Below are 22,357 nucleotides of genomic sequence, written 5' to 3' on the forward strand. Positions count from 1 at the left end.
GAACGCAACGGGTCGATGGCTGGGATCCGTCATGTTGCCCCGGCCTGGCTGCACCATGACCGGGCATCACTTGACGTTAAGGGTACGGGAAAGGTTCCGTGCTATCACCCCTCGAACGCTGGCCTGCCGCGAAAGCGACTGCCTATGCCGCTATGCGTTAACCCCACCAATACCGCACCAGATGAAAGAAGATCGGCGCCGCGAAACACACCGAGTCCAGGCGATCAAGCATGCCGCCGTGTCCTTCGATCATGTGCCCCCAGTCTTTCACGCCACGGTCGCGCTTGATTGCCGACATTACCAACCCGCCGAAAAAGCCGAGAAGGTTGACCGTCAGAGCAATCAGCGCTGCCTGCCAGAAACTGAAAGGAGTGATCCAGAACAGTGCCGCGCCAATGAGGGTCGCCAGCGCGATGCCACCAACGAAACCTTCGACAGTTTTCGATGGAGACAGGTTGGGCGCGATCTTGCGTTTGCCGGCGAGCTTTCCGCATACGTACTGGAGAACGTCCGAGAGCTGAACCACCATCACCAACCAGGCGATCAGCAGAAGGTTACGACCTTCGAATCCGGGTATCTGCAGCGTCAGCAGCGCAGGGACGTGGGAGACACAGAACACCGCGATCATCAGCCCCCACTGTACTTTCGAGGCGCGTTCGAGAAACCGTGTCGTGTCTCCTCCCAGTGAGGCCAGGATCGGCAGCAGAAGGAAGATATACACGGGGATGAAGATCGCGAACATGCCGTACCAGCCGATGCCAACCAGCAGGTATTGCAGAGGCAGCACGAAGTAAAAGGCAGCGGCCAGCGCTGGATAATCACTGCTGCGGGTGGGGGTAAGCGTCATGAATTCGCGCAGGGCGAAAAACGAGACGAGGTAGAAGAGCACGACGACCGCGGCATGGCCGAGCCAGAACGCGAAGCCGATCACCGCTACCATCACCCACCAGGCATTGATGCGGGCGTTGAGGTTATCGATCACCGGATTGTCAGCGTCACCGCTGCGCCGCTTCAGGACGAAACCGATCAACGAGGCAAGGGCCAGCAGGGCGCCGATCCCGGCGAAGAGCATTATCGTATTTCGGTCCATGTCAGGCTTCCTCTGGTGCCAGTTCCAGCAGCGCGTCGCGTGCGCGTGCCAGGAAGGCGTCCTTGTCTTCGTTTTCGGCAATGCTCAGCGGCGCGCCAAAGCTGATGGTGCACAACAGTGGCAGCGGCAGTGTTCTGCCCTTGGGCATTACCCGGTTGAGATTGGCGATCCATACCGGAACCAGCTCGACATCTGGCCGTTCGATACCCAGGCGGAACAGGCCTCCTTTGAACGGCAGCAGGCCTTCGGCAAGGTTGCGTGTACCTTCTGGAAACAGAATCAGCGAATTGCCGCCATCGAGCGCGTCAAGCATGGGCTGAAGCGGATTCGTCGAAGGATCGCGGCGCTCACGATCGACCAGGACGCCGTGGAACACCTGGTTGATGATGAAGCGGCGAAGGGCGCTGCTTTGCCAGTAGTCCGCACCGGCTACCGGTCTGGTGAGGCGACGTAGCTCGGGAGGCAACGAGGCCCACAGCAATACGAAGTCTCCATGGCTGCTGTGATTGGCGAAGTAGATGCGTTTGGTTTTGACTGGCGCACAGCCGAGCCAAAGGCTCCGGGCACCGGTGATCATTCGCGCCCCACCGGTTATGGCAATGGCTAACAGGGTTCCAAGCATGGGTGTTCCTCGGGCGGTGCGGCCGTCAGCGTCGCTTTGTGCGGCAGACAAGGTTGATTGCGTTTCATGGATGGGGTTGTGCGCCGGCAGGCTGGTCTATGCCGAGCCCGATGCCGGCTCCTGAAGGCCGCGCCGAACGCGATTTATCAGCGTCAGGGCTGAAAGCGCAGCAATAAGCAGCAAGGCACCGTTGATCCAGATGGGCGCCAACAGTCCGCTGGCGAGGCCAACCGCGATTACGCCGAAGGCGAAGGCACGGTCACTTTTGCCCATCGGTCCGTCATAGCGGCGGGACGCGCCTACCATGGGGCCGAGGACGCCGGCGTATTCGCTGATCAGCGCGAGTATCACGACCAGCACGACGGCGGCCGGCCAGACGCCTGTCACCAGCGCGAAGGGAAGATAGAGCGCGCCGTCGGCTGCGACATCGCACAGTTCATTGAGATAGGCACCGAGCCTGGACTGCTGTCCGAACTCGCGAGCCAGCATTCCGTCGATCGCATTGAGCGCCATGCGAAGCGTCATCCACAGCGGGATCAACAGAAATATCCAGACCACGTGCGCCATTGAGGCGACGGTCGCCGCGACGAGCAATGAGATCAGCAGGGCCAGCACAGTGACCTGATTGGCTGTGACATTGAGCCTGAATAGGCGATGCACCAATGGACGCAACAGGTCCTGAAAGCGAGGTTTGAGCTGGTAGATGGACGGCATGCATCGATTCCTTTCGATGGTGGGGGCGGAGCAGCGACGCTGAGCGATAGTGAGTGTGCGGGCGGACTCTGAGCCAAACCCGCAGCGGTATCAAGGCTCCTCCGCTAGCGACAGCGGTTTTTGCGAGCCGATAAGCGAAACTGCCGCCGAGTCAGGCTTGCGGCCAGTATTTACGGGCTGCGACTAGAACGCGAAGGGTAATGCGCTGCGGCAATGCTGGCGGCCCCCGAGTAGCCGACGGAACTCTTCAGGGTCCTTGACCAGCACCGGTTGCCCGGCGAATTTTTGTGCCGCTATCAACCGCGACAGCCAGAAACGAACGCATGCGACCCGCAGCATGGGACGCCACAGTTCGGCCTCGGCCGGTGTGAAGTGGCGCAGGCTCGAGTAGCCAGCCAGCAAGGCCTCGCTGCGATCTTCATCAAGCTCGCCGTTAGGGTGCGAGCACCAGTCGTTCACTGTGATGGCGATGTCATAGAGCATGGGGCCGGAGCACGCATTGTAGAAGTCGATCACGCCTGTCAGGTGGCTACCCTCGAACAGCACGTTGTCGCGGAAGAGGTCGGCGTGCAGGTTGGCGCGCGGCAGGGCGAGGATCTTGGGTTTCAACTCTGCGATTTCCGCCAGGCCGTCGCGCAGCAGCGGCAGCTGGTCTTCGGGCAGTGTCATGGCCAGGCTTGGGCCTTCTTCCTGCATCCAGTCCAGGCCTCGATCGCTGCGACGCTCGATGACTTGCTCGCGGGTTGCCAAATGCAACCGTGCGAGCAATCGGCCGACTTCAGCGCAATGATGTGCGTTGGGCGATGCGACATGCTTGCCCGGCAGGCGTGGTTGCAGCATTGCCGGTTTTTCCGCGAGCGTGCGCAGGGCTTCGCCGCGATCGGTGCGCAGTGCGTAGGGCACCGGCAGACCGTGGCGGTGAAGCAGCTCGAGCAATTCGATGAAGAACGGCAGATCCTCACTCGGGCCGCGTTCGATCAACGTCAGGACGTACTCGCCCTGCTCCAGACTGACGAAGAAATTGCTGTTCTCGCTGCCCGCCGCGATGCCCTCGAAACTGCGCAGGCGGCCCAATCCATAAGGCGCCAGAAAATCTTCGAGTTCGTCGCGTTGCAGGGGGGTGAAAACCGACATGAGCTGCCTTCCGTTACGTGTCCTGTCAGGTTACCAGCTGAATATTTCCCAGGCTGGGATCAACATATCCGGCTTGTCGGCGCGGATGAAATTACTGTCGCCGTCGGCACGTACCAGAAAATAGGGCTTGCCGGTCTTGGGGATGACCTTTACGGCATACAGAAAGCCATTGACCCGATACTCCTCGACGGTGCGCTCACCCTCCTGGCGGATGGTGACGTCGGGATCGCCCTCGACCGATTCCTGAGCAAAACCGCTCAGCGGTGCCAGTGCCAGTAGGCCGGCCAGCATCAGAGGTTTGATTGCGCGCATGATAACCTTGTCCCTTTGTCGTCAAGTGGTCCGATGCATTCTAGCCGCGGGCCCGCCGAAAAGGTTGATCCTGCTCATGAGCCAAGCGCCCCTCGTTCTGGTGGACGGTTCGTCCTACCTCTACCGCGCCTTCCACGCCCTGCCTCCGTTGACTACCTCTACCGGAAAACCAACCGGCGCGGTCAAGGGCGTGCTGAACATGCTGCTGTCGCTACGCCGACAGTACCCGGACAGCCCCTTCGCTGTGGTCTTCGATGCCAAGGGTCCGACCTTCCGCGACACGCTGTTTGCGGAGTACAAATCCCATCGCCCGCCGATGCCCGATGACCTCCGCGGTCAGGTCGAGCCGCTGCACGCCAGCGTCCGCGCGCTGGGTATGCCGCTGCTCTGCGTGGAGGGTGTCGAGGCCGACGACGTGATTGGAACATTGGCGCGCCAATGTGCAGCACTCAAGCGCGACGTAATCATCTCCACTGGCGACAAGGACATGGCGCAGCTGGTCTGCCCGCACGTCACCCTGGTCAACACCATGACCGGCAGCGTCTATGACATCGAGGGCGTAAAGACAAAGTTCGGCGTCGGCCCGGAGCTGATCATCGACTTCCTCGCCCTGATGGGTGACAAGGTCGACAACATTCCCGGCGTGCCGGGCGTCGGCGAGAAGACCGCCTGTGGCCTGCTCAACGGCATTCCCGGCGGCATCAAGGGGCTCTACGAGAACCTGGACAAGGTCTGCGACCTGCCGATTCGCGGTGCCAAGTCACTGGCCGTCAAGCTCCAAGAGCACCGCGACGCCGCGTTCATGTCCTACGAGCTGGCAACCATCAAGATCGACGTGCCGCTGGACGTGGAGGTGGGCGACCTGATGCCCGGCGAGCCGCACCGCGAAGCTTTGATCGCGCTCTATCGCGAGCTTGAATTCAAGAATTGGCTCGATGAGCTATTGCGCGAGGCAAAAGCCGCCGGGGAAGACTGCGAAGTTCAGCCTGAAGGCTGCTCGATACAGGCCGAGGCCGAGTACACGACGATCTTCGAGCAAGCCGAGTTCGATGCCTGGCTCGAGCGCTTGAGAAGCGCCGAGTGCTTCGCTTTCGATACCGAGACCACCAGCCTTGACGCGCAGAAGGCGCAGTTGGTTGGCGTGTCTTTCGCCATCGAAGCTGGCAAGGCGGCCTATGTGCCGCTGGCCCACAGCTACATGGGCGTGCCGCAGCAGCTCGATCGCGACGCCGTGCTCGCCGCGCTCAAGCCGCTGCTGGAGGACGCCGGCAAGCGCAAGATCTGCCAGCACGGCAAGTACGACATGAACGTGCTGATGCACTACGGCATCGAGATGCGCGGCATGACCTTCGATACCATGCTCGAATCCTACGTGCTTGACGCTACGGCTACCCGCCATGACATGGACAGCCTGGCGCTCAAGTACCTGGGTCGCGGCACCATCCGCTTCGAGGACATCGCCGGCAAGGGCGCCAAGCAACTGACCTTCGACCAGATCGCCGTCGAGCAGGCCGGACCCTACGCCGCCGAGGACGCTGACGTGACCCTGCGTCTGCACCAGACCTTGATGAGCAAGCTCGAAGCTACGCCGTCGCTGCTCAAGGTGCTCAACGAGATCGAGATGCCGCTGGTGCCGGTGTTGGCGCGCATCGAGCGCAATGGTGCGCTGGTCGACGCCAATCTGCTGGGCCTGCAGAGCGTCGAGATTGGCAACAAGCTCGTCGAGCTGGAGCGCGAGGCCTATGACATCGCCGGCGAAGAGTTCAACCTCGGCTCGCCCAAGCAGCTCTGCGCGATCCTCTATGACAAGCTCGGCTGTCCGGTGCTGTCGAAGACCGCTGGCGGCCAGCCGTCCACCGCCGAAAGCGTGCTCGCGGAGCTGGCCGAAAAGGATTACCCGCTGCCCAAGGTGATCATGCAGCACCGCAGCTTGAGCAAGCTCAAAGGCACCTACACCGACAAGCTGCCGCTGCAGATCAACCCGCGCACCGGACGTATCCACACCAGCTACCACCAGGCCGTGACTGCGACCGGGCGTCTGTCATCGTCGGATCCGAACCTGCAGAACATCCCGATCCGTACCGCCGAAGGCCGGCGGATACGCCAGGCATTCGTCGCCGCGCCGGGCTACAAGCTATTGGCCGCCGACTATTCGCAGATCGAGCTGCGCATCATGGCGCACCTGGCGCAGGACGCCGGTCTGCTGCATGCCTTCCAGAACGATCTGGACGTGCACCGCGCCACCGCTGCCGAAGTCTTCGGGGTCGAACTGGATCAGGTGAGCAACGATCAGCGGCGCAGCGCCAAGGCGATCAACTTCGGTTTGATCTACGGCATGAGCGCCTTCGGTCTGGCCAAGCAGATCGACGTCGGCCGCGGCGAAGCGCAGGCTTATATCGATCGCTACTTCGCCCGCTATCCCGGCGTGCTCGCCTATATGGAGCGCACTCGCACCCAAGCGGCCGAGCAGGGCTACGTCGAAACGCTGTTCGGGCGTCGGCTGTACCTGCCGGAAATCAATTCGAAGAACGGCGCGCTGCGCAAGGGTGCCGAGCGCACCGCGATCAACGCGCCGATGCAGGGCACTGCGGCAGACATCATCAAGCGCGCCATGATCGGCGTGGACAACTGGCTGCAAGAAAGCGGGCTGGATGCGCGGGTCATTTTGCAGGTGCACGACGAACTGGTGGTTGAGGTCCGTGAAGATCTGGTCGAGCAGGTTCGCGAGCGGATCATTCCGTTGATGAGCGAAGCTGCGCAGCTGGACGTGCCCCTGCTGGTCGAGGCTGGAGTCGGCAACAATTGGGACGAGGCGCATTGACCCGCGAAGCGTTTGGAAGCGCTGCAGCGTGGCTGCTGCTGGGTTTCCATGACGGTCAGGAAAGCGTGATGAAAATATTTTTCGTTTCGCATTGAACCGACGGATACAAACCCCGGTCATAGGCTGCGAAGGGTGTAAAAACCCTTCGATGCTCCTTGTTGTGTTAAGTGTTGGCAGATCTCTGGATACGCCATTGGCGTACCGGACTTAAACCTCGAACTTCCCCCTCCCCCAACGAAGTTCGAGGTTTTTTTTCGTCTCGAAAAAAGCGTTGGTACGGCGCGCGCTGTTGCGCACCGTTCAGCTTCGTATGCTCCCCGACCCCGTTCCGATCCGCCTCGTACGTGCGAGCGCGGGCCGGATTGTTCATACGGCGTGGATCGCCAATAAGCTGGCTACTACGAGAGCATCGTCAACCGGGAGCGGCCTGTGGGTCAGGGCAGCTGCAGCCCGCCACCAGCCTTGTGCAAGGCTCGAAGATGTTGACCGATCTGAGCCAGGTTGGCCTCTACCGCCTCCAGTTCCTGTTGCCGTTCCTCGCTCAGCAACTGACGCACCTCTTCGTTCAGCGCTTCGGTTAGCTGGCTAAGTCGCGCCTGACGCTGGCTGCTTTCCGACTCCAGCCGTTGCCATTCGCTGGCCTGTGGCAGTCCGTAGCCGCCGCTGTCGAGCAACTCTGCGGGGCGGCTCAGGTAACCGCTGTTGGCCAGAATGCCCTGCAAGGTCTCGTCGGCCTTGGCCAAGCTTTGGTCGCCCCGCTGGCGGCCGCTCAAGTAACGATTCTTGAGCTCCTCCTGTGCCAGCAGCAAGTGGCGGCGAAGCGCGGCCTGTTCCACCAACAAAAGGGCGGCGCTGGCGCGCAGATCAGCCTTTTCGATCCACGGGCGCCGCTCATCGGCACCTAGTGCCAGCCATTGCTCGACATCGGCGTGTGGCAGGCCGAGCCGCTCACGCAGCACGGTGAACATGGCTTCATAGCGATCACGATAGGAGTCGAAGCGATAGCCCAGACGCAGCGCCTCGCGCGGATCGTCCAACACGCTGTTGTCAGCCACGCCCCGGTTGATCAGCATTTCCAGCAGACCACTGGGCAGGATGCTGTCCAGTGCCGTCAGCTCGAGACGTGCGGTGCCGCTGCGCAGTAATTTGAGTGTCTCGACCGCGCAGTTATTGGAGAGGAAGAAATAATCGCCGTCGTAGCTCCAGTGCATCTCGGCACTGCGCTCGACCAGCGCGTCGATCTCATTGCGCTGCAGCTTGAGGGGAATCGATGCAAGGCTCCGCAGTTCGACCTTGGTGTATTCGTCGATCACCTGGCCAAGCGGCAGGACGAACAGGCGCGAGGGGTAAACGCCGGTCAGGCCGTCCCAGCTGGACAGCTGCACGTCGCCGACAAATGCCCGGAAGGACAGCACCAGATGATGGTCCAGGTCCAGCCGACAATCCGGCCCGCGTGGTCGGCCCGGTGCGCAGATCACCAGACGCAGCATACTGTGGCCCCAGCGGCTGACCCACGCATCGTTGGCTTCTGCAAAAAGGTAATCGACTTCGTAGACGCGCCCAGGATCGAGTTCGACCAGTGGGGTGCGAGCGAAATCATGACCGGCGTTGAGGATTGGCAAACCGCCTTCACAGCGCTCCACGTGCGCAGGCTGCCAGCCAAAATGCTCTTGGAAGTAACGGTGCAGCGAAGGCCTCCGGCAGGCGTAGCTGGGATCGAGGAGGAAGTACTCCAGGTTCACCGCGACGAATTCCAGCGGGTTGGTCAACTCATAGGCATCGGGGCTGCGCGCCTGTTGGGCGTTATCGCGCTCCCGCTCGCCGCGCTGGCCAACCCGCTGAGGCCAGCCGGCAAGGTCGAGCAGGCGTGGGTCATCGCTGAGGGTGAAGCGGCGTTCGGTCTGGCCGCGGCAACTGTCCGGCAGGCCAACCAGGCCTAAGCTACCGGCGCGCTGGCTGCAGAAGGCGAGCTGTTTGTGATTCTCCGGCGACCAGAGCCGGGCGCGGTCATACAGATGCGAGACCTCATGGATCAGGGTCGCCAGCATTTCCTGGCGCACGGTGCCATGGGGGCGCTCGGTGCGCTGATCCGCGGCGCTGCCATCGGTCAACGCCGGTAGCAAGCGTCGGTTGAGCAGCAGCAGATTGCCGCCGGCGCTGCCGTACACATCGTGGGTCAGCCCCTCATGCCAGCGTACGCGGATGTCACGGTCGAGCCGCTCGACCATCCGTGGCGGCAGAACGGCCATTGCCTCATCCAGCAACTGCTGGCTGGCGGCCCGCTCCGCCGGTGTCAGGTGGCGGTCATCCAGCGTCAGGCGAAGATCGGCCTGACAGAGCGTGGTGAACGAACTGAGCGCGGCGAACGCAACGGCCAGCCACCGGCCACGGAATGATTTCACTGGGCGAGTATGGCTTCTGCGAGCGCGAGATCACTGGCCTGCTGCGCCTCCGGGAAGGCAGTGCGCAGGCTGCCGAGCGCGGCCTCCAGGCGTGCGCCGCGTAGTTCGCCGCCGCTGGCGACGAAGCCGGCGGCTTCGTCACGGGCTTCACTGACTACCTTCATGTCGCTGATGCGGCTGGTGACGTCGGAGGTGAAATTGATACTGCGATCCAGCGCGTTGACGACGATATTGCTGGTGGCAACCAACGTCTGCGCCTGAGCGCCGCTGGCTAGTAGTGTAAGTGCGAAAGGCACGGCGATCAGCTTGGAGTTCATGAGTCTTCCCAGAAAACGGAGTGGGTCATTGGACGAGGATTGCCCCGGCCAGTTCAAGGTCGCTCGCCACCAATTCGGGCTGCCGTTCACGCAACCAGAACAGAGCGGCTTCCAGGCGTGCCCCGCGATGGTCGCCATAGCTGGCGATGAAGCCAGCTGCGTCTTCGCGCGAGTCGAGGATGAGCTTGTTGTCGAAGGGGGCGCTGGTCACCTTGCTGGCAACATAGCTGGAGACGACGGTTCCGCCTGTCAGGCTGTCAAACGCCTGAGCGCTGTTGCAAAGGCAGCAGCTGAGGAGTGCAAGGTAAAGCGTACGCATGTGAATCCTGGAGCCGAAAATCAGCCGCCAAGGCTAGCGAAACGCCAGCCTTGGAGCCAGCGCTGCGCTCACGGCGTGTCTTGCGTCAGATCGCCAGGATGGCACCGGCCAGTTGCAGATCGCTTGCTTCCAACTCTGGGGCTTGTGTGCGGATGTATTTCAGGGCAGCTTCCAGCTGAGCGCCGCGCGCTTCACCATTGCTGGCAACGAAGCGGGCCGCATCGTCTTTGGCATCGAGCACCAGCTTGTTGTCTCCCAGGTTCGATGTGATGTCGGATGTACCTTCCACGGTGTTAACCAGCGAGGCGCCGATGGCGTCGATGGTGCCTGTGATACTTCCGGCCGACGCGGTTCCTGCGACAAGGCAGGCAGCGGTGGCAACTGACAACAGATACTTGTTCATGGTGTTCTCCAGGCTAGACGCGATTTCCCGCCGATAGCCGCTATGACCCTCGGATCGGGCACGCCGTTCAGCTTACGGCGCGATGTCCATGCCTGGAAAGCGCCACGTCAGCGCCAGAAAGGCTTCTCCAGCTCGTGCATCCGCTCGCTTGGGCTGATGCCGATGTCGGCCAACTGGTGCTCATCGAGTGCAGCCAGCTGCCGGCGGGTGCGCGCGCGCTGCTGCCATGCACGAATCAGTGCGGGCATATGGCGCAGCGATAGGGGGCCGAAGGTCGGGTTCGTTGTCTGAGTCAGTACGCGCTCCATTTGCCGCTCCTTCCCGCCGTTAACGGGGATGGGTTATGGGCAGATAGAGTCGCGTGCCTGACTGTAGCGATACAGTCACAGGGACTTTGAATTGTGCTGGTTCAGTTCGCCCTGATGACCATCTGTACCGCTTCGCCTACGCCCAACTGTTTGCGTTCCGGATCAGGGCTTGGCAATCGATGGCGTCAGTATCCATTCGGCGCTGTCATTCCAGACGTCCATCCGCGAGATCTTGCCGTTGCGGACCTCGAAGCGATCCAGGTAGCGATTACCGGAAAAACTGCGCCCGTCTGGCCATTCGCCGTAAAGGGTGCCGTTTGAATACACCACCGTATGGTCGTTGTGTTCGGTCCAGTCGAACTGTCCCAGTTGCTTCTTTACCCAGCGATAGCGATCAGCGTTGAACGCGGTGATTTCCGTCGCGCTGGGCATGGATCGGCCGCCGGTAAAGGTGATGCGGACGTCCGCTGACATATAAGTAGCCGCCCGGACCGGATCCTGAGCCATGGAGGCTTCGAGAAAATCGCTAACAATCTGCACGGCTTCGTTTTCGAGTTTCATGAGGTTTCTCTTGAAGAATTGAGTGTGAGGGTTGCCTGTATTCAGTGCGATGCGCACGAAAAGCGTGCGTCGACCTGGCGTGGTATCAGCTAAGCCCTTGATTTCAGACACCTGATACTGGTGGCACCTACTTTGCTAGCAAACTTCGTACAAATGCTAGCTATCAGGAGTGTCGCCTCATGTTCCAGCTTTCAAGAATTCTTCGCCAGTGGCCGAAAGCGGCCGTCGCCGGTGCCCTTGGCCTGCTATTGCATGCACCGGCTCAGGCCGAGGACCCCATCAAGATTGGCTTGGTCGCGGCGTTGTCCGGACAGTCGGCCAAGTCTGGCGAGGCGCTGAGTCGCGGTTTGAACGTGGCCATTGATGAGCTAAATGCGTCCGGGGGCATTCTGGGGCGGCCGGTCGAGCTGATTCGCCGAGACGATGAAAGCAACCCCGCCAAAGGCATGTTGGCGGCGCGAGAGCTTATACAACGGGAAAAGGTTTCCGTACTTTTCGGAGGCTTGGATACGCCGGTTTCCCTGGCCATCGTGCCCCTGGCGAATCAGCTCAAGGTGCCCTTCATGGGCGTCTGGGCGGCTGGCACCGGCATCACTCGCAACGGCGCGGCAGACAACTACGTCTTCCGCGTTTCCGCAGTTGATGAATTGGTTGACGAGGCGCTGGTGGAGTACGGCGTGAAGCAGAAGGGCATGCAGAAGCCGGGCATGATCCTGGTCAACAATCCCTGGGGTGAGTCGAACGAGGCCGGGTTTCGGGTCGCGCTGGAAAAGCGCGCCATGCCTAATGCCGGTGTCGAGCGGATCGAGGACAGCGACCTTGACGTGGTGCCACAACTTACGCGGTTGAAGAGCGCTGGAGCAGATGCGCTGCTGATGGTAGGCAATGTCGGTCCGTCCGCACAGGTCGTGAAGTCCCTGGACCGCATGAACTGGGACGTTCCGGTGATTTCCCACTGGGGGCCGGCCGGCGGTCGCTTCAGCGAGTTGGCCGGCCCTAATGCGAGTCGCGTGCATTTCATCCAGACCTACGTCTTCGACGAGCAGAACAGCGCCAAGGGTGACGCCGTGCTGGCCGCCTTGAAGAAGCGCTATCCGGAGATCAAATCGCTCGCTGACGTCACTCCTGCTGTGGGCATCGCCAATGCCTATGACGGTATGCATCTGGCTGCTCTGGCAATCGAAAAGGCAGGCTCCGTGAAGGGTAGTGAGGTGCGCGATGGCTTCTACGCCATTGAGCAGTACGACGGACTGATCAAGCAATACAGCAAGCCGTTCTCGGCGGACAAGCATGACGCGCTGGGCCCGGATGACTACCTGTTCACGCACTTTGTCGATGGCCAGATCGTGCCCCTGAACCCCTGACCTAGCCAGCCGCTTCGCAACCGGAGCGGCTACAAGGAGCTTTTTCTCATGATTACTGCCGCCATCGTCACCGGTCTTGGGCTGGGCAGCATGTATGCCTTGCTGGCGCTGGGTTTTCACATCACATATGTGGTGTCACGAACCGTCAATTTTGCCCAGGGCAGCGCCATGATGGTGGGTGCGGTGCTGGGTTACAGCCTCCATATCACCTGGGGCTGGCCGCTTTGGCTGGCCATTCCGATGACGCTTGCACTGTGTGCGCTCTACGGTCTGGCGGTAGAGCGCTTTCTAGTTCGGCCCTTTCACTCGCGAGGTTCCGAGGCCTGGCTGATGGCAACGGTGGCGGCAGGGATCCTCGTCGACAACCTGGCCATGTTCACCTTCGGCAAGGAACCAAGGCAGTTCACCTCAGAGCTGGCCACCACTAGCGTTGCGCTGTTTGGTTCGAACATTTCTCTGCTGCAGATGCTGATTCCGCTGGTTGGCGCCAGTATCGCCCTGGCGTTGTTGCTGGTGCGGCGCTACACGCGCCTGGGCAAGGTGCTGGAAGCCTGCGTGCAGAATCCCGCCGCTGCCAGACTGATGGGCATCAGGGTCAATCGCGTGGTGGCGATCTCCTTTGCCGTCTCGGCGGTATTCGCCGCGGTGGCCGGCCTGCTTATCGCCCCGCTGTTCAACGTGAGCGCTGAGATGGGCACGCTGTTCGGCCTCAAGGCCTTTGCAGTGGCCATCCTCGGTGGCATCGCCAGCGCCAGTGGGGTGTTTGCCGCCGGCCTGTTGTTTGGTTTGGTGGAGGCGGTGGTAACGCTCTACTTCGGCTCGGCCTTCACCCAGCTGTTCACCTTCGCCCTGGTCATTCTGGCCCTGGCCATTCGGCCAAACGGCTTGTTCGGCAGCAAGACACTGGTGAAAGTATGAAAACTTCGATTCTCGCACCCGCTGGCATCGCCCTGCTCGCAGTTGCCGGCACGGCTATTTCGCTGATGCTCGACAGCTATTCGCTGTTGGTCTTCAGCTTCTTTGCACTCACTTTAGTAGTGGGTGTCGGGCTCAATATCCTGATCGGCCTCAGCGGACAGATCTCCTTCGGTCATATCGCCTTCTATGCCATCGGCGCGTATGCCTCGGCCCTGCTTACCATGGCCGGGTTGCCGCTGGCGCCGGCCATGGTGCTGGCGGCGCTGCTGTGCGGAGCCGTTGGCGCGCTGCTGGCGATTCCGGCACTGCGCGTCAGCGGGCCGTATCTGGCGATGATTACCATCGCCTTTGCTCTGGTAGTCCACCACGGTCTGGTCGAATGGCGCGGGCTAACGGGCGGGGCCAATGGCCTGATGGGCATCCCCATGCCCGCGGTAGGCGCGATGGATCCGAGCGTGGTGATGGCTCTGGTTGCCACGGTCATGATGATCGCTGCACTGGCTTTCTATCAGCGGTTGCGCCAGAGCGGCTGGGGCACTGCGATGCGAGCGGTCAAGGCATCCGAGATTGCCGCTCGCTCCCTGGGCTTCAACCCGGTACAAACCAAGACCCTGGCGTTTGCGCTGTCGGCTTCACTCACCGGGTTCGCCGGGGCACTGGTGGCCCCCTTGATGATGTTCATCAACCCGGCGTCCTTTCCCTTTTCCCAGTCGATCCTCTTCGTGCTGGCTGTCATCGTCGGGGGTGCCGGCACCTTGTTCGGGCCGTTGCTTGGCGCCCTGTTGATCGTATTGTTGCCGGAACTGCTGGCTGACTTCGCAGAGTATCGGCTGCTGATGTTCTCGGCATTGCTGCTGGCGGTGCTCTGGATCGCTCCTCGCGGTGTGCTTGGCAGCCTTGCCCGGCTCTGGCTACGCCCGACCACCCAGCATCCCCCGGCTGTGGCTGACCAGGCGAGGCTCGCGGCCTTCTTTGGCGAGAAGAGTCAGGATGTGGGGCTCGAGGTTGCGGACATCAGTATCGGTTTCGGCGGTGTCCAGGCCGCAGACCAGGTGAGCCTTAAGGCACTGCCGGGAAGCATCACCAGCATCATCGGGCCCAACGGAGCGGGCAAGACCACGGTGCTCAACATGATCAGCGGCTTCTACACACCGGACAGTGGCAGCATTCGGTTGGGCGAGGTGGTTTCCGGTTTGCCGTCGTGGAAAATCGCTCGCGCCGGGATTGCCCGGACCTACCAGACCACCCAGCTGTTCGGAGAGCTGACGGTGCTGGAGAACATACTCGCCGGGCTGCAAAAGGGCCGCCTCGGCGGAATTTTCCGGCGGCCGAGTGAGGATGAACGAGAACTGGCGCTGCATCTGCTGGCGCTGGTTGGCTACCGCGGCTCGGTCAACACGCCAGCTGAAGATCTTCCGCATGTGGATCGACGACTCGTGGAAATCGCCCGAGCGCTCGCGTCGCGCCCGGCGGTGCTACTGCTGGACGAACCAGCCGCCGGTCTCGGGCGCGGTGACACCGATAGCCTGGCCACTCTCTTCAAGGTGTTGGCGGGCTTCAATATCGCGGTGATCCTGGTCGAGCACGACATGGCCCTTGTGATGGCTGTTTCCGAACACATTCTGGTGCTGGACGCCGGCAAACCGATCGCTTCGGGCACGCCCGAAGAGGTTCGCGGCAATCCGCGCGTGGTGGCAGCCTACCTCGGAGGCACCAGTTATGAGGCGTCACCTCGGCAGACGCCGTGGGCGGGCTCACGAGATGCGCGTCTGTTCATCAAGGATCTGGTAGTCGATTACGGCGCGGCACCGGTGGTCGAAGGCGTCAATCTGGTGGTCAATCCCGGCGAGCTGATCGCAATCCTCGGTGCCAATGGCGCCGGCAAGTCGAGCATTCTCAAATGTCTGGCCGGCCTTCATACGGCGACCTCGGGCACGATTCTGCTGGATAACGAAAACATCGAGCACGTGGATGCCAGCGCCATTGCGGCGCGAGGTCTGGCGCTGGTACCGGAAGGGCGCCAGGTGTTCGCCCAGCTCAGCGTGCGGGACAACCTCCTGTTGGGCGGCTATTCACGCACCGAGGCGTTCGATGCCGAGGCGGAGATCGAAGCCATACTCAAGCGCTTCCCACGTCTGCGCGATCGCATCGACAGCCCGGCGGGGCTGCTCTCCGGCGGCGAGCAGCAGATGGTTGCAGTGGGCCGCGGACTGATGGCCAAACCGAAAATCCTGCTGCTCGACGAGCCGTCTCTAGGCCTTTCGCCCGCAATGATCGGTGAGCTCTATGACGCGCTTGCGGCTTTGCGGGACGAAGGTGTGACATTGCTGCTGGTCGACCAGATGGCCAACCTGGCCTTGCAGATCGCCGATCGTGCCTATGTGCTGGAGACCGGCCGGATCGTCAAATCCGGTACGGCCGAGCAGCTACGCGGTGATCGCGAGTTGGAAGCCGCCTACCTCGGCCATGGGGCCGCGGCATGAGCGCCCTGCACATCCTCAACGCCCGATTGGGCATGACTGAAGCACTTCGGGAATTGCTGATAGAGGACGGGCGTTTCGTCTCCCAGTTCACCTCGGCCAGCTCGCCAGAGGTATTGGATCTGGGAGGACGTCTGATCCTGCCCGGGTTGATTGAGACCCACATTCATTTGGACAAGGCCTGCATCCTCCAGCGCTGCCAGCTGGCCGAGGGGACGCTTGCCGAAGCCATCGCCCAGACGCGGATCGCCAAGGCTTCGTTTACCGAAGAGGACGTCTACGTCCGCGGTGCTCATGTGCTGGAGAAGGCCATCGTGCAGGGCACCACGCACATGCGCACCCATGTGGAGATCGACCCGGGTATCGGCCTGACGAGCTTTCGCGCTGTGCGGCGGCTGAAGGAAGACTATGCCTGGGCCGTCACCCTGGAGATCTGCGTATTCCCGCAGGAGGGCATGCTCAACAACCCAGGGACGGAGCAGCTGCTGTGCCAGGCACTGGAGGCGGGCGCCGAGGTGCTCGGCGGTTGCCCTTATACCGACAGCGACCCGGCCGCGCAGATACGCCGGCTGTTCGAGCTGGCGGTGCGCTATGACCGGGATCTGGACTTCCATCTGGATTTCGATCTGAACCCCGACGGCATGACTATTGATGAGGTGATTCGCTGCACCGAGCTTCACCGCTGGGGTGGACGAGTTGCCGTGGGCCATGTAACCAAGCTCTCCGCGCTCCCGCTGGCGCATTTGCAAGAGGTGGCGCAGGCCTTGGCGCGTGCCGGTGTGAGCGTGACCGCGCTGCCTTCCACGGATCTTTTCCTCGGCGCGCGCGACCGATTCCACGACAAGCCGCGTGGGGTCGCGCCGTTGTCGCAGCTGCACAGGTGTGGGGTGACCTGCTCATTGTCGACCAACAATATCGGCAATCCCTTCACCCCCTACGGCGATGCCTCGCTGGTGCGCCAGGCCAACCTCTTCGCCAACGTCGCCCAGCTGTCCACCGAGGCGGAGCTGCTGGACTGCCTCGGCTGGGTCTCGACTCAGTCGGCGCGCCTGCTGCGACTGCCAGATTACGGCCTTGAGCCCGGCTGCCGTGCCGATTTCATCGTCTTCGACGCCCCCTCGCCAGCCTCGGTCATTGCAGAGATCCGCCCACCGCTGATGGGGTTCAAGTCGGGTCGGCAGACCTTCGAGCGAGCTCTACCGCAACTGCTGGCGCCTCGCTAACGCGGATGGATGTCGCCGAGGCAGGGCTGAGCATTTTGATCGGAGTGATCACGAAGTCCTGGCTCAGATAGCTCATGCGCTGCTTGTGGAAATCCTGCATATGGGGCAGCGCGGTATGTGCAGCGAAGGCTTCGGCAGAGGTCCAGACCTCGAAAAAAATGAACAGGTTTGGATCCTGCGCGTCACGCAGCATGTGGTATTCGATGCAGCCCGGTTCGGCACGGCTGTGCTCGATATAGGCGAGGAACAGCGCTTCGAATGCCTCGGTTTTGTCTGGCTTCGTATGGGCGTGCAGGATAAATCCGTAGGGTTCTGGCATGACGTCGCTCCGTATTGGTTAGAGCAACGCTATCGCAACAACACCCGTCTAATTAATGACTTTTCGACACTAGTCATTTGCCTGACTACGGGTGTTTCGCTTTGCGTCGGGTGGTTAGGCTACCGCCATTCGTAACAGCTCAGGGTTGCTCATGAAAAAAGTACTACTGCTGAACGGCGGGAAGAATTTTGCCCATTCCGAAGGTCGCTACAACGCGACTCTGCATCAGACTGCCGTCGCGTTTCTCGATCGTGCGGGTTTCGATGTGAAGACTACCGAAATCGATCAGGGCTATGACCTGGCCGAGGAAGTGGCCAAGTTTCTCTGGGCCGACGTGATCATCTACCAGATGCCGGGCTGGTGGATGGGCGCGCCCTGGATCGTCAAACGTTACCTGGACGAAGTCTTCACCGAAGGACATGGCAGCCTCTACGCCAATGACGGGCGGACGCGCTCAGATGCTTCGCAGAAGTACGGCAGCGGTGGGCTGCTACAGGGCAAGCAGTACATGATTTCGGCCACCTGGAACGCGCCGCAGCAGGCCTTTGACGATCCGGCGGACTTTTTTGAGGGTAAGGGCGCCGATGCCGTTTACTTCCCATTCCACAAGGCCAACGAGTTTCTCGGCCTGAGCGGCTTGCCGACCTTCATCTGTGTCGACGTGATGAAGCAGCCGTCTATCGAAGCTGATGTCGCACGTTACGAGCAGCATCTGGGAGCGGTATTCGGGCTGTCAGCCTGACTCAGAGATCACCGAGTATCTGTTTCAGGTCTACCTCGGGTTCGGCCAATTCTTCCAGGGCCAGCTGGGCTTCGAGCTCGTCCAGATGCTCGAGCATTACCTTTATGGCGACCCGATGGTCGCCATGCTCGAGCGCAGTGATGATCTGCTCATGTTCATCGGAGGCACAGGCCGGATGGTCGTTACGCTGGTAGAGCGCGACGATCAGCGAGCTGCGCACCATCAGGTTGCCGAGAATTTCCGCCAGGACCGCATTGCCGCAGATTTCTCCCAGCATCAGGTGAAACTCACTCAGTTCACGCACGATGTCCCGGCGGTCGCTGGCGCTGGTGGCCTTGCGTTCGTTGCGCATGTGATTGGCAATGCGCTGCCGGTTCTGGCGCATGGCATCAGGCGTGATGCTTTCAACGATGGCCGCCTCGATGGCGCGGCGTGCGGCAAAGACGTCGCGTGCTTCTTTGGCGGTGGGTTGCGACACCAGTGCCCCGCGGTTCGGCTCGATCGTCACGATGCGCTGCAACGCCAGCCGCTGCAGCGCGCTTTGCACGTGGTTGCGATTGGCTTTCAGCGCGTCGACGATCTGCGCCTCGATCAGCCGGGTGCCTGGCCGCAAGCGATGCTGAGCGATGGCCTTGGATAGGGCATCGACGATCCGCTGCACTTCGGTCTGTTTGTTGGTAACGGTGTTGGACCCCATATCCCTGCCGACTCCACGATGGCGTTCCGCGCGCGTACGAGCGCTAGCAATGGCGCATTATCGGCACTTGTCGCGCATCTTCAACCTCGGGAGGCTTCATTGTTGCCTTTGCCCGAGGCTGTTGCCCTGACCCCGTGGGTCATGCATCGCGAAGCGTCGGCCATCGGTTTCGATTGCGATCGCACCGGCCTGCCCGGTGTAGGGGCTGAGGGAGGGGATGATCTCGACTTCATGACCCATGTCCTCAAGCGTGCGGATCACCGATGGTTCGATGTCGGCTTCCAGTTTCAGGTTGTCGGTACTGTCGAAAAAGCTGCGTCCCAGCAGGAAGCGCGGCGTGCGCAGCGCCTGATCGATTGGGCGAGCGAAATCCACCAACTGCGTAGCCAGGACCATCTGCGTCTGGGGTTGGCCGTCGCCGCCCTGGGTGCCGAAGAACAGGCGACGACCATTGTCCGCCAGGTAGCAGGACGGGTTGAGCGTATGGGCCGGGCGCTTGCCGGGTGCCCAGGCATTCGGATGACCCGGATCGGCATTGAAGCCGGCGGCGCGGTTTTGCCAGAGCACCCCGGTGTCGCCGAGGATGCAGCCGGAACCGAAGTCGTGGAATAGGCTCTGGATCAGGCAGGCGGTGCGGCCTTCAGCGTCTGTAGCCGCCATCCAGACAGTGTCGGCAGGGCGACCTGACTCTGCCCACGGCGCGGCGCGCTGCTCGTCGACGCGCTCGGCATAGCCGGCAATATTGGCTTCGGACAGGCTTGCCGCGTAGTCCCAATCGCTGCTGCGCGGGTCATGCAGCTCACGGTTACGGCGCAGCAGCCCTTGTTTGATCGATTCGATCAGATAGTGGTAGTAACGAGCGCTGCCATTTTCGGGGACCGGCATGTGCTGCAGTGCCGCCATGGCCTGCAGGGTGTAGAGACCCTGACACGGCGGTGCGACGTTGAACAGCCGGCCCTGACGGTAGCGTACTGATATGGGCTCGACTTCTTCGGCACGTGTCGCGGCCAGATCTTGCCGTGTCAGGCCGCAATCCAGCCTGGCGAACGCCTCGGCAAATGCCTGAGCCAGCTCGCCCTTATAGAAATCGTCCACGCCATGACGCGCCAGCTGACTGAGGGTATCGGCCAGTTGCGGTTGCCGTAGCCGGTCGCCGGATTGAAGCCAGTTACCATCGCTCTTGCACAGTCGATGCAGATCCGGCAGGTCTTCGATCAGCCCTTTGCGCTGCTGCTGCCAGAAAAGCTGCGATGCGGAGATCTCCACGCCGTGCTGCGCCGTCTCGGTTGCATCGCCGAGCAGGTCGGCCCAGCCCAGTCGGGAGCCCCATTCGTTGCGGCTGATGGTTTGGGCGACCTTCCAGCTGGCCAGTGCCCCGGCGGTGGTAGCCACCGCGCTCGGGCCGCGCAAGCCGATTTTGCCGCCCGAGGGAAGACGTTGCCCCGCTTGCCCGATTCCCACAATGGTGCGCACGCGACGGTCATGGATCATCCAGAGTGCATCGCCGCCGAGACCGGTCATGTGCGGGTAGACCGCAGCGAGCATGGCGCTGGCCGCGAGCATCGCATCGATAGCGTTACCGCCTGCTTCGAGCATGCGCATGCCGGTGGCAGTAGCGGTGGGGTGGGGGGTGCAAATGACGCCACGTCGGGATTCAGCCAACATGTCTCAAATCTCCTTGATTGCTAGCGATCTGTTTTCAATTTGCTAACGACAAGGCAATAAACGTTCCGGATTGCATACGTGAGCGATCGGCGTCGGGTGGTCGGAGCACGCGCTCCTGAAAAACAAAACCCCTCGCGGCGGGGCCGGGAGGGGCTCTGGTATAGCGGGTGTCAGTTACTCAACGGCTTTAACCATGTCCTCGACGACCTTCTTGGCATCGCCGAAGACCATCATGGTCTTGTCCATGTAGAACAGCTCGTTATCCAGGCCCGCATAACCGCTGGCCATGGAACGCTTGTTGACGATGACCGTTTTGGCTTTGTACGCCTCGAGGATCGGCATGCCGGCGATGGGCGACTTCGGATCGTTCTTGGCCGCTGGGTTGACCACGTCGTTGGCGCCGAGCACCAGCACCACGTCGGCCTGACCGAACTCGGAGTTGATGTCGTCCATCTCGAAGACCATCTCGTAAGGCACTTCGGCCTCGGCCAGCAACACGTTCATGTGGCCGGGCATGCGACCAGCGACGGGGTGGATCGCGTACTTCACGGTCACGCCCATGTGGGTCAGCTTCTCCGCCAGTTCCATCAGTGCGTGTTGCGCGCGGGCCACCGCCAGGCCGTAGCCGGGCACGATGATCACGGTATCGGCATTCGACAGCAGGAACGCGGCGTCATCGCTGGAGCCGGATTTGACCGGGCGCTGTTCCTGGCTGCCGGTCGCTGGGCCGGCATCGGCGTCACCACCGAAGCCACCGAGGATGACGTTGAAGAACGAACGGTTCATCGCTTTGCACATGATGTACGAAAGGATCGCCCCGCTCGAACCCACCAGGGAACCGGCGATGATCAGCATCGAGTTGTTCAGCGAGAAGCCGATACCGGCGGCCGCCCAGCCCGAGTAGCTGTTGAGCATCGAGACCACCACCGGCATGTCGGCGCCACCGATGGGGATGATGATCAGCACGCCGATGACGAAGGCCAGCGCCACCAGAATCATGAACGCAGTGAAGTTGCCGGTGAAGGTGTAGAACAGGCCCAGCACCAGAATCGCCACGCCGACGGCGAGGTTGATCTTGTGCTGGTTGGGGAACGACACCGGCGCGCCCTGGAACAGACGGAACTTGTACTTGCCCGAGAGCTTGCCGAAGGCGATCACCGAACCGGAGAAGGTGATGGCGCCGATGGCTGCACCGAGGAACAGCTCCAGGCGGTTACCGGCCGGGATCGGGTAGCCGATGGCCTGGACGATACCCAGCGACTGCGGTTCGAGCACTGCGGCGATAGCGATGAACACCGCCGCCAGGCCGATCATGCTGTGCATGAAGGCGACCAGCTCGGGCATCTTGGTCATCTCGACGCGCTTGGCCATCAGCGTGCCGATGGTGCCGCCGATCAGCAGACCCAGCACGATGAAGCCCAGCCCGCTCCAGGGGCTGGCGCTTTCGGCCAGCTGTGAGCCGAGCTTGAACACCAGAAACACCGTGGTGACCACGGCAATGCCCATGCCGATCATGCCGAACAGGTTGCCCCGGCGCGAAGTCGTGGGGTGCGACAGGCCTTTGAGGGCCTGGATGAAGCTCACCGAAGCGATGAGATAGAGCAGGGTGATCAGGTTCATGCTCATGGCTTGGACTCCGCCTTGGCGCCAGCGCGCTCCTTCTTCTTGAACATTTCCAGCATGCGGCGGGTTACCAGGAAGCCGCCGAAGACGTTCACTGCAGCCAGGGTCACCGCCAGGGTGCCCATCAGCTTGCCCATCGGGGTGACCGTCAGTGCCGCGGCCAGCATGGCGCCGACGATGACGATCGCCGAAATGGCGTTGGTAACCGCCATCAGCGGGGTGTGCAGCGCGGGGGTGACGTTCCAGACCACGTGGTAGCCGACGTAGATCGCCAGCACGAAGATGATCAGGTTGTAGATGCCATCAGAAATCATGTCCATGTT

General features: G+C 61.7%; 21 protein-coding genes and 1 pseudogene. 6 read left to right on the top strand and 16 right to left on the bottom strand.

Annotated features, from left to right (window positions below; genetic code table 11):
- Positions 1-157 precede the first annotated feature (157 nt).
- From EA797_RS18750 to EA797_RS18770, 5 genes are all read right to left on the bottom strand, one after another.
- Positions 158-1,090, bottom strand: coding sequence for a phosphatidate cytidylyltransferase (locus EA797_RS18750; RefSeq protein WP_122167992.1), 933 nt, complete (start codon positions 1,088-1,090; stop codon positions 158-160).
- 1 nt (position 1,091) lies between these two features.
- Complete coding sequence (locus EA797_RS18755) at positions 1,092-1,712, bottom strand: lysophospholipid acyltransferase family protein (protein ID WP_122167994.1); 621 nt, start codon at positions 1,710-1,712, stop codon at positions 1,092-1,094.
- A gap of 96 nt (positions 1,713-1,808) precedes the next feature.
- Complete coding sequence (locus EA797_RS18760) at positions 1,809-2,426, bottom strand: CDP-alcohol phosphatidyltransferase family protein (RefSeq protein WP_122167996.1); 618 nt, start codon at positions 2,424-2,426, stop codon at positions 1,809-1,811.
- Positions 2,427-2,609: 183 nt separating this feature from the next.
- Positions 2,610-3,560 (bottom strand): homoserine kinase, encoded by a 951-nt coding sequence (locus EA797_RS18765; RefSeq protein ID WP_122167998.1) that lies wholly within the window; start codon positions 3,558-3,560, stop codon positions 2,610-2,612.
- A 30-nt stretch (positions 3,561-3,590) separates the two neighbouring features.
- Positions 3,591-3,872 (bottom strand): DUF2782 domain-containing protein, encoded by a 282-nt coding sequence (locus EA797_RS18770; RefSeq protein WP_122168000.1) that lies wholly within the window; start codon positions 3,870-3,872, stop codon positions 3,591-3,593.
- 76 nt (positions 3,873-3,948) lie between these two features.
- Here EA797_RS18770 and polA point away from each other — a divergent pair, with 76 nt between their 5' ends.
- Positions 3,949-6,693, top strand: a complete 2,745-nt coding sequence (gene polA, locus EA797_RS18775) for a DNA polymerase I (protein WP_122168002.1) — start codon at positions 3,949-3,951, stop codon at positions 6,691-6,693.
- A gap of 434 nt (positions 6,694-7,127) precedes the next feature.
- On the opposite strand, the gene EA797_RS18780 is transcribed toward polA, so the two are convergent.
- The 6 genes from EA797_RS18780 to EA797_RS18805 all read right to left on the bottom strand — a co-directional run bounded on the left by EA797_RS18780 (position 7,128) and on the right by EA797_RS18805 (position 11,003).
- On the bottom strand, positions 7,128-9,071 hold the full coding sequence (locus EA797_RS18780) for a DUF7844 domain-containing protein (protein WP_122168144.1): 1,944 nt from the start codon (positions 9,069-9,071) through the stop codon (positions 7,128-7,130).
- Positions 9,072-9,091: 20 nt separating this feature from the next.
- Positions 9,092-9,412 carry a DUF2388 domain-containing protein gene (locus tag EA797_RS18785; protein WP_122168004.1) on the bottom strand — a complete coding sequence of 107 codons (321 nt, stop codon included), beginning with the start codon at positions 9,410-9,412 and terminating at the stop codon, positions 9,092-9,094.
- A 25-nt stretch (positions 9,413-9,437) separates the two neighbouring features.
- A complete protein-coding gene (locus EA797_RS18790) occupies positions 9,438-9,731 on the bottom strand; it encodes a DUF2388 domain-containing protein (protein WP_122168006.1) in 294 nt (97 codons plus the stop codon).
- A gap of 85 nt (positions 9,732-9,816) precedes the next feature.
- Positions 9,817-10,134 carry a DUF2388 domain-containing protein gene (locus EA797_RS18795; RefSeq protein WP_122168007.1) on the bottom strand — a complete coding sequence of 106 codons (318 nt, stop codon included), beginning with the start codon at positions 10,132-10,134 and terminating at the stop codon, positions 9,817-9,819.
- Between the two features lie 107 nt (positions 10,135-10,241).
- The gene (locus EA797_RS18800; RefSeq protein WP_122168009.1) at positions 10,242-10,442 is read right to left on the bottom strand and encodes a DUF1127 domain-containing protein; all 201 of its coding nucleotides are present in this window, start codon (positions 10,440-10,442) and stop codon (positions 10,242-10,244) included.
- A 162-nt stretch (positions 10,443-10,604) separates the two neighbouring features.
- The gene (locus EA797_RS18805) at positions 10,605-11,003 is read right to left on the bottom strand and encodes a nuclear transport factor 2 family protein (protein WP_122168011.1); all 399 of its coding nucleotides are present in this window, start codon (positions 11,001-11,003) and stop codon (positions 10,605-10,607) included.
- Positions 11,004-11,182: 179 nt separating this feature from the next.
- Here EA797_RS18805 and EA797_RS18810 point away from each other — a divergent pair, with 179 nt between their 5' ends.
- The 4 genes from EA797_RS18810 to EA797_RS18825 are packed head-to-tail and all read left to right on the top strand — an operon-like array spanning position 11,183 to position 16,988.
- Positions 11,183-12,367 (top strand): ABC transporter substrate-binding protein, encoded by a 1,185-nt coding sequence (locus EA797_RS18810; protein ID WP_122168013.1) that lies wholly within the window; start codon positions 11,183-11,185, stop codon positions 12,365-12,367.
- Positions 12,368-12,415: 48 nt separating this feature from the next.
- Entirely contained in the window at positions 12,416-13,285 is an 870-nt protein-coding gene (locus tag EA797_RS18815; RefSeq protein ID WP_122168015.1) for a branched-chain amino acid ABC transporter permease, read from the top strand.
- A complete protein-coding gene (locus EA797_RS18820) occupies positions 13,282-15,768 on the top strand; it encodes a branched-chain amino acid ABC transporter ATP-binding protein/permease (protein WP_122168017.1) in 2,487 nt (828 codons plus the stop codon). Before EA797_RS18815 ends, EA797_RS18820 begins: the two co-directional genes overlap by 4 nt.
- Positions 15,765-16,988 carry an amidohydrolase family protein gene (locus EA797_RS18825; protein WP_122168019.1) on the top strand — a complete coding sequence of 408 codons (1,224 nt, stop codon included), beginning with the start codon at positions 15,765-15,767 and terminating at the stop codon, positions 16,986-16,988. Before EA797_RS18820 ends, EA797_RS18825 begins: the two co-directional genes overlap by 4 nt.
- Before the next feature lie 13 nt (positions 16,989-17,001).
- Here EA797_RS18825 and EA797_RS18830 read toward each other — a convergent pair.
- A pseudogene (locus tag EA797_RS18830) lies at positions 17,002-17,307 on the bottom strand (putative quinol monooxygenase); the annotation flags it as partial.
- Positions 17,308-17,458: 151 nt separating this feature from the next.
- On the opposite strand from EA797_RS18830, the gene mdaB reads away from it, so the two are divergent.
- Positions 17,459-18,049 carry an NADPH:quinone oxidoreductase MdaB gene (gene mdaB, locus EA797_RS18835; RefSeq protein ID WP_122168023.1) on the top strand — a complete coding sequence of 197 codons (591 nt, stop codon included), beginning with the start codon at positions 17,459-17,461 and terminating at the stop codon, positions 18,047-18,049.
- A 1-nt stretch (position 18,050) separates the two neighbouring features.
- Here mdaB and EA797_RS18840 read toward each other — a convergent pair whose 3' ends face one another.
- The 4 genes from EA797_RS18840 to EA797_RS18855 form a co-directional block, all read right to left on the bottom strand.
- Complete coding sequence (locus EA797_RS18840; RefSeq protein WP_122168025.1) at positions 18,051-18,746, bottom strand: GntR family transcriptional regulator; 696 nt, start codon at positions 18,744-18,746, stop codon at positions 18,051-18,053.
- 96 nt (positions 18,747-18,842) lie between these two features.
- Positions 18,843-20,411, bottom strand: a complete 1,569-nt coding sequence (locus EA797_RS18845) for a gamma-glutamyltransferase family protein (protein ID WP_122168027.1) — start codon at positions 20,409-20,411, stop codon at positions 18,843-18,845.
- 174 nt (positions 20,412-20,585) lie between these two features.
- Entirely contained in the window at positions 20,586-22,037 is a 1,452-nt protein-coding gene (locus EA797_RS18850; RefSeq protein WP_122168029.1) for an NAD(P)(+) transhydrogenase (Re/Si-specific) subunit beta, read from the bottom strand.
- Complete coding sequence (locus tag EA797_RS18855) at positions 22,034-22,354, bottom strand: NAD(P) transhydrogenase subunit alpha part 2 (RefSeq protein ID WP_021209089.1); 321 nt, start codon at positions 22,352-22,354, stop codon at positions 22,034-22,036. The genes EA797_RS18850 and EA797_RS18855 overlap by 4 nt, the downstream gene beginning before the upstream one ends.
- Positions 22,355-22,357 lie beyond the last annotated feature (3 nt).

Origin of the sequence: Stutzerimonas zhaodongensis, from assembly GCF_003696365.1 — a bacterium.
GTDB lineage: Bacteria > Pseudomonadota > Gammaproteobacteria > Pseudomonadales > Pseudomonadaceae > Stutzerimonas > Stutzerimonas zhaodongensis.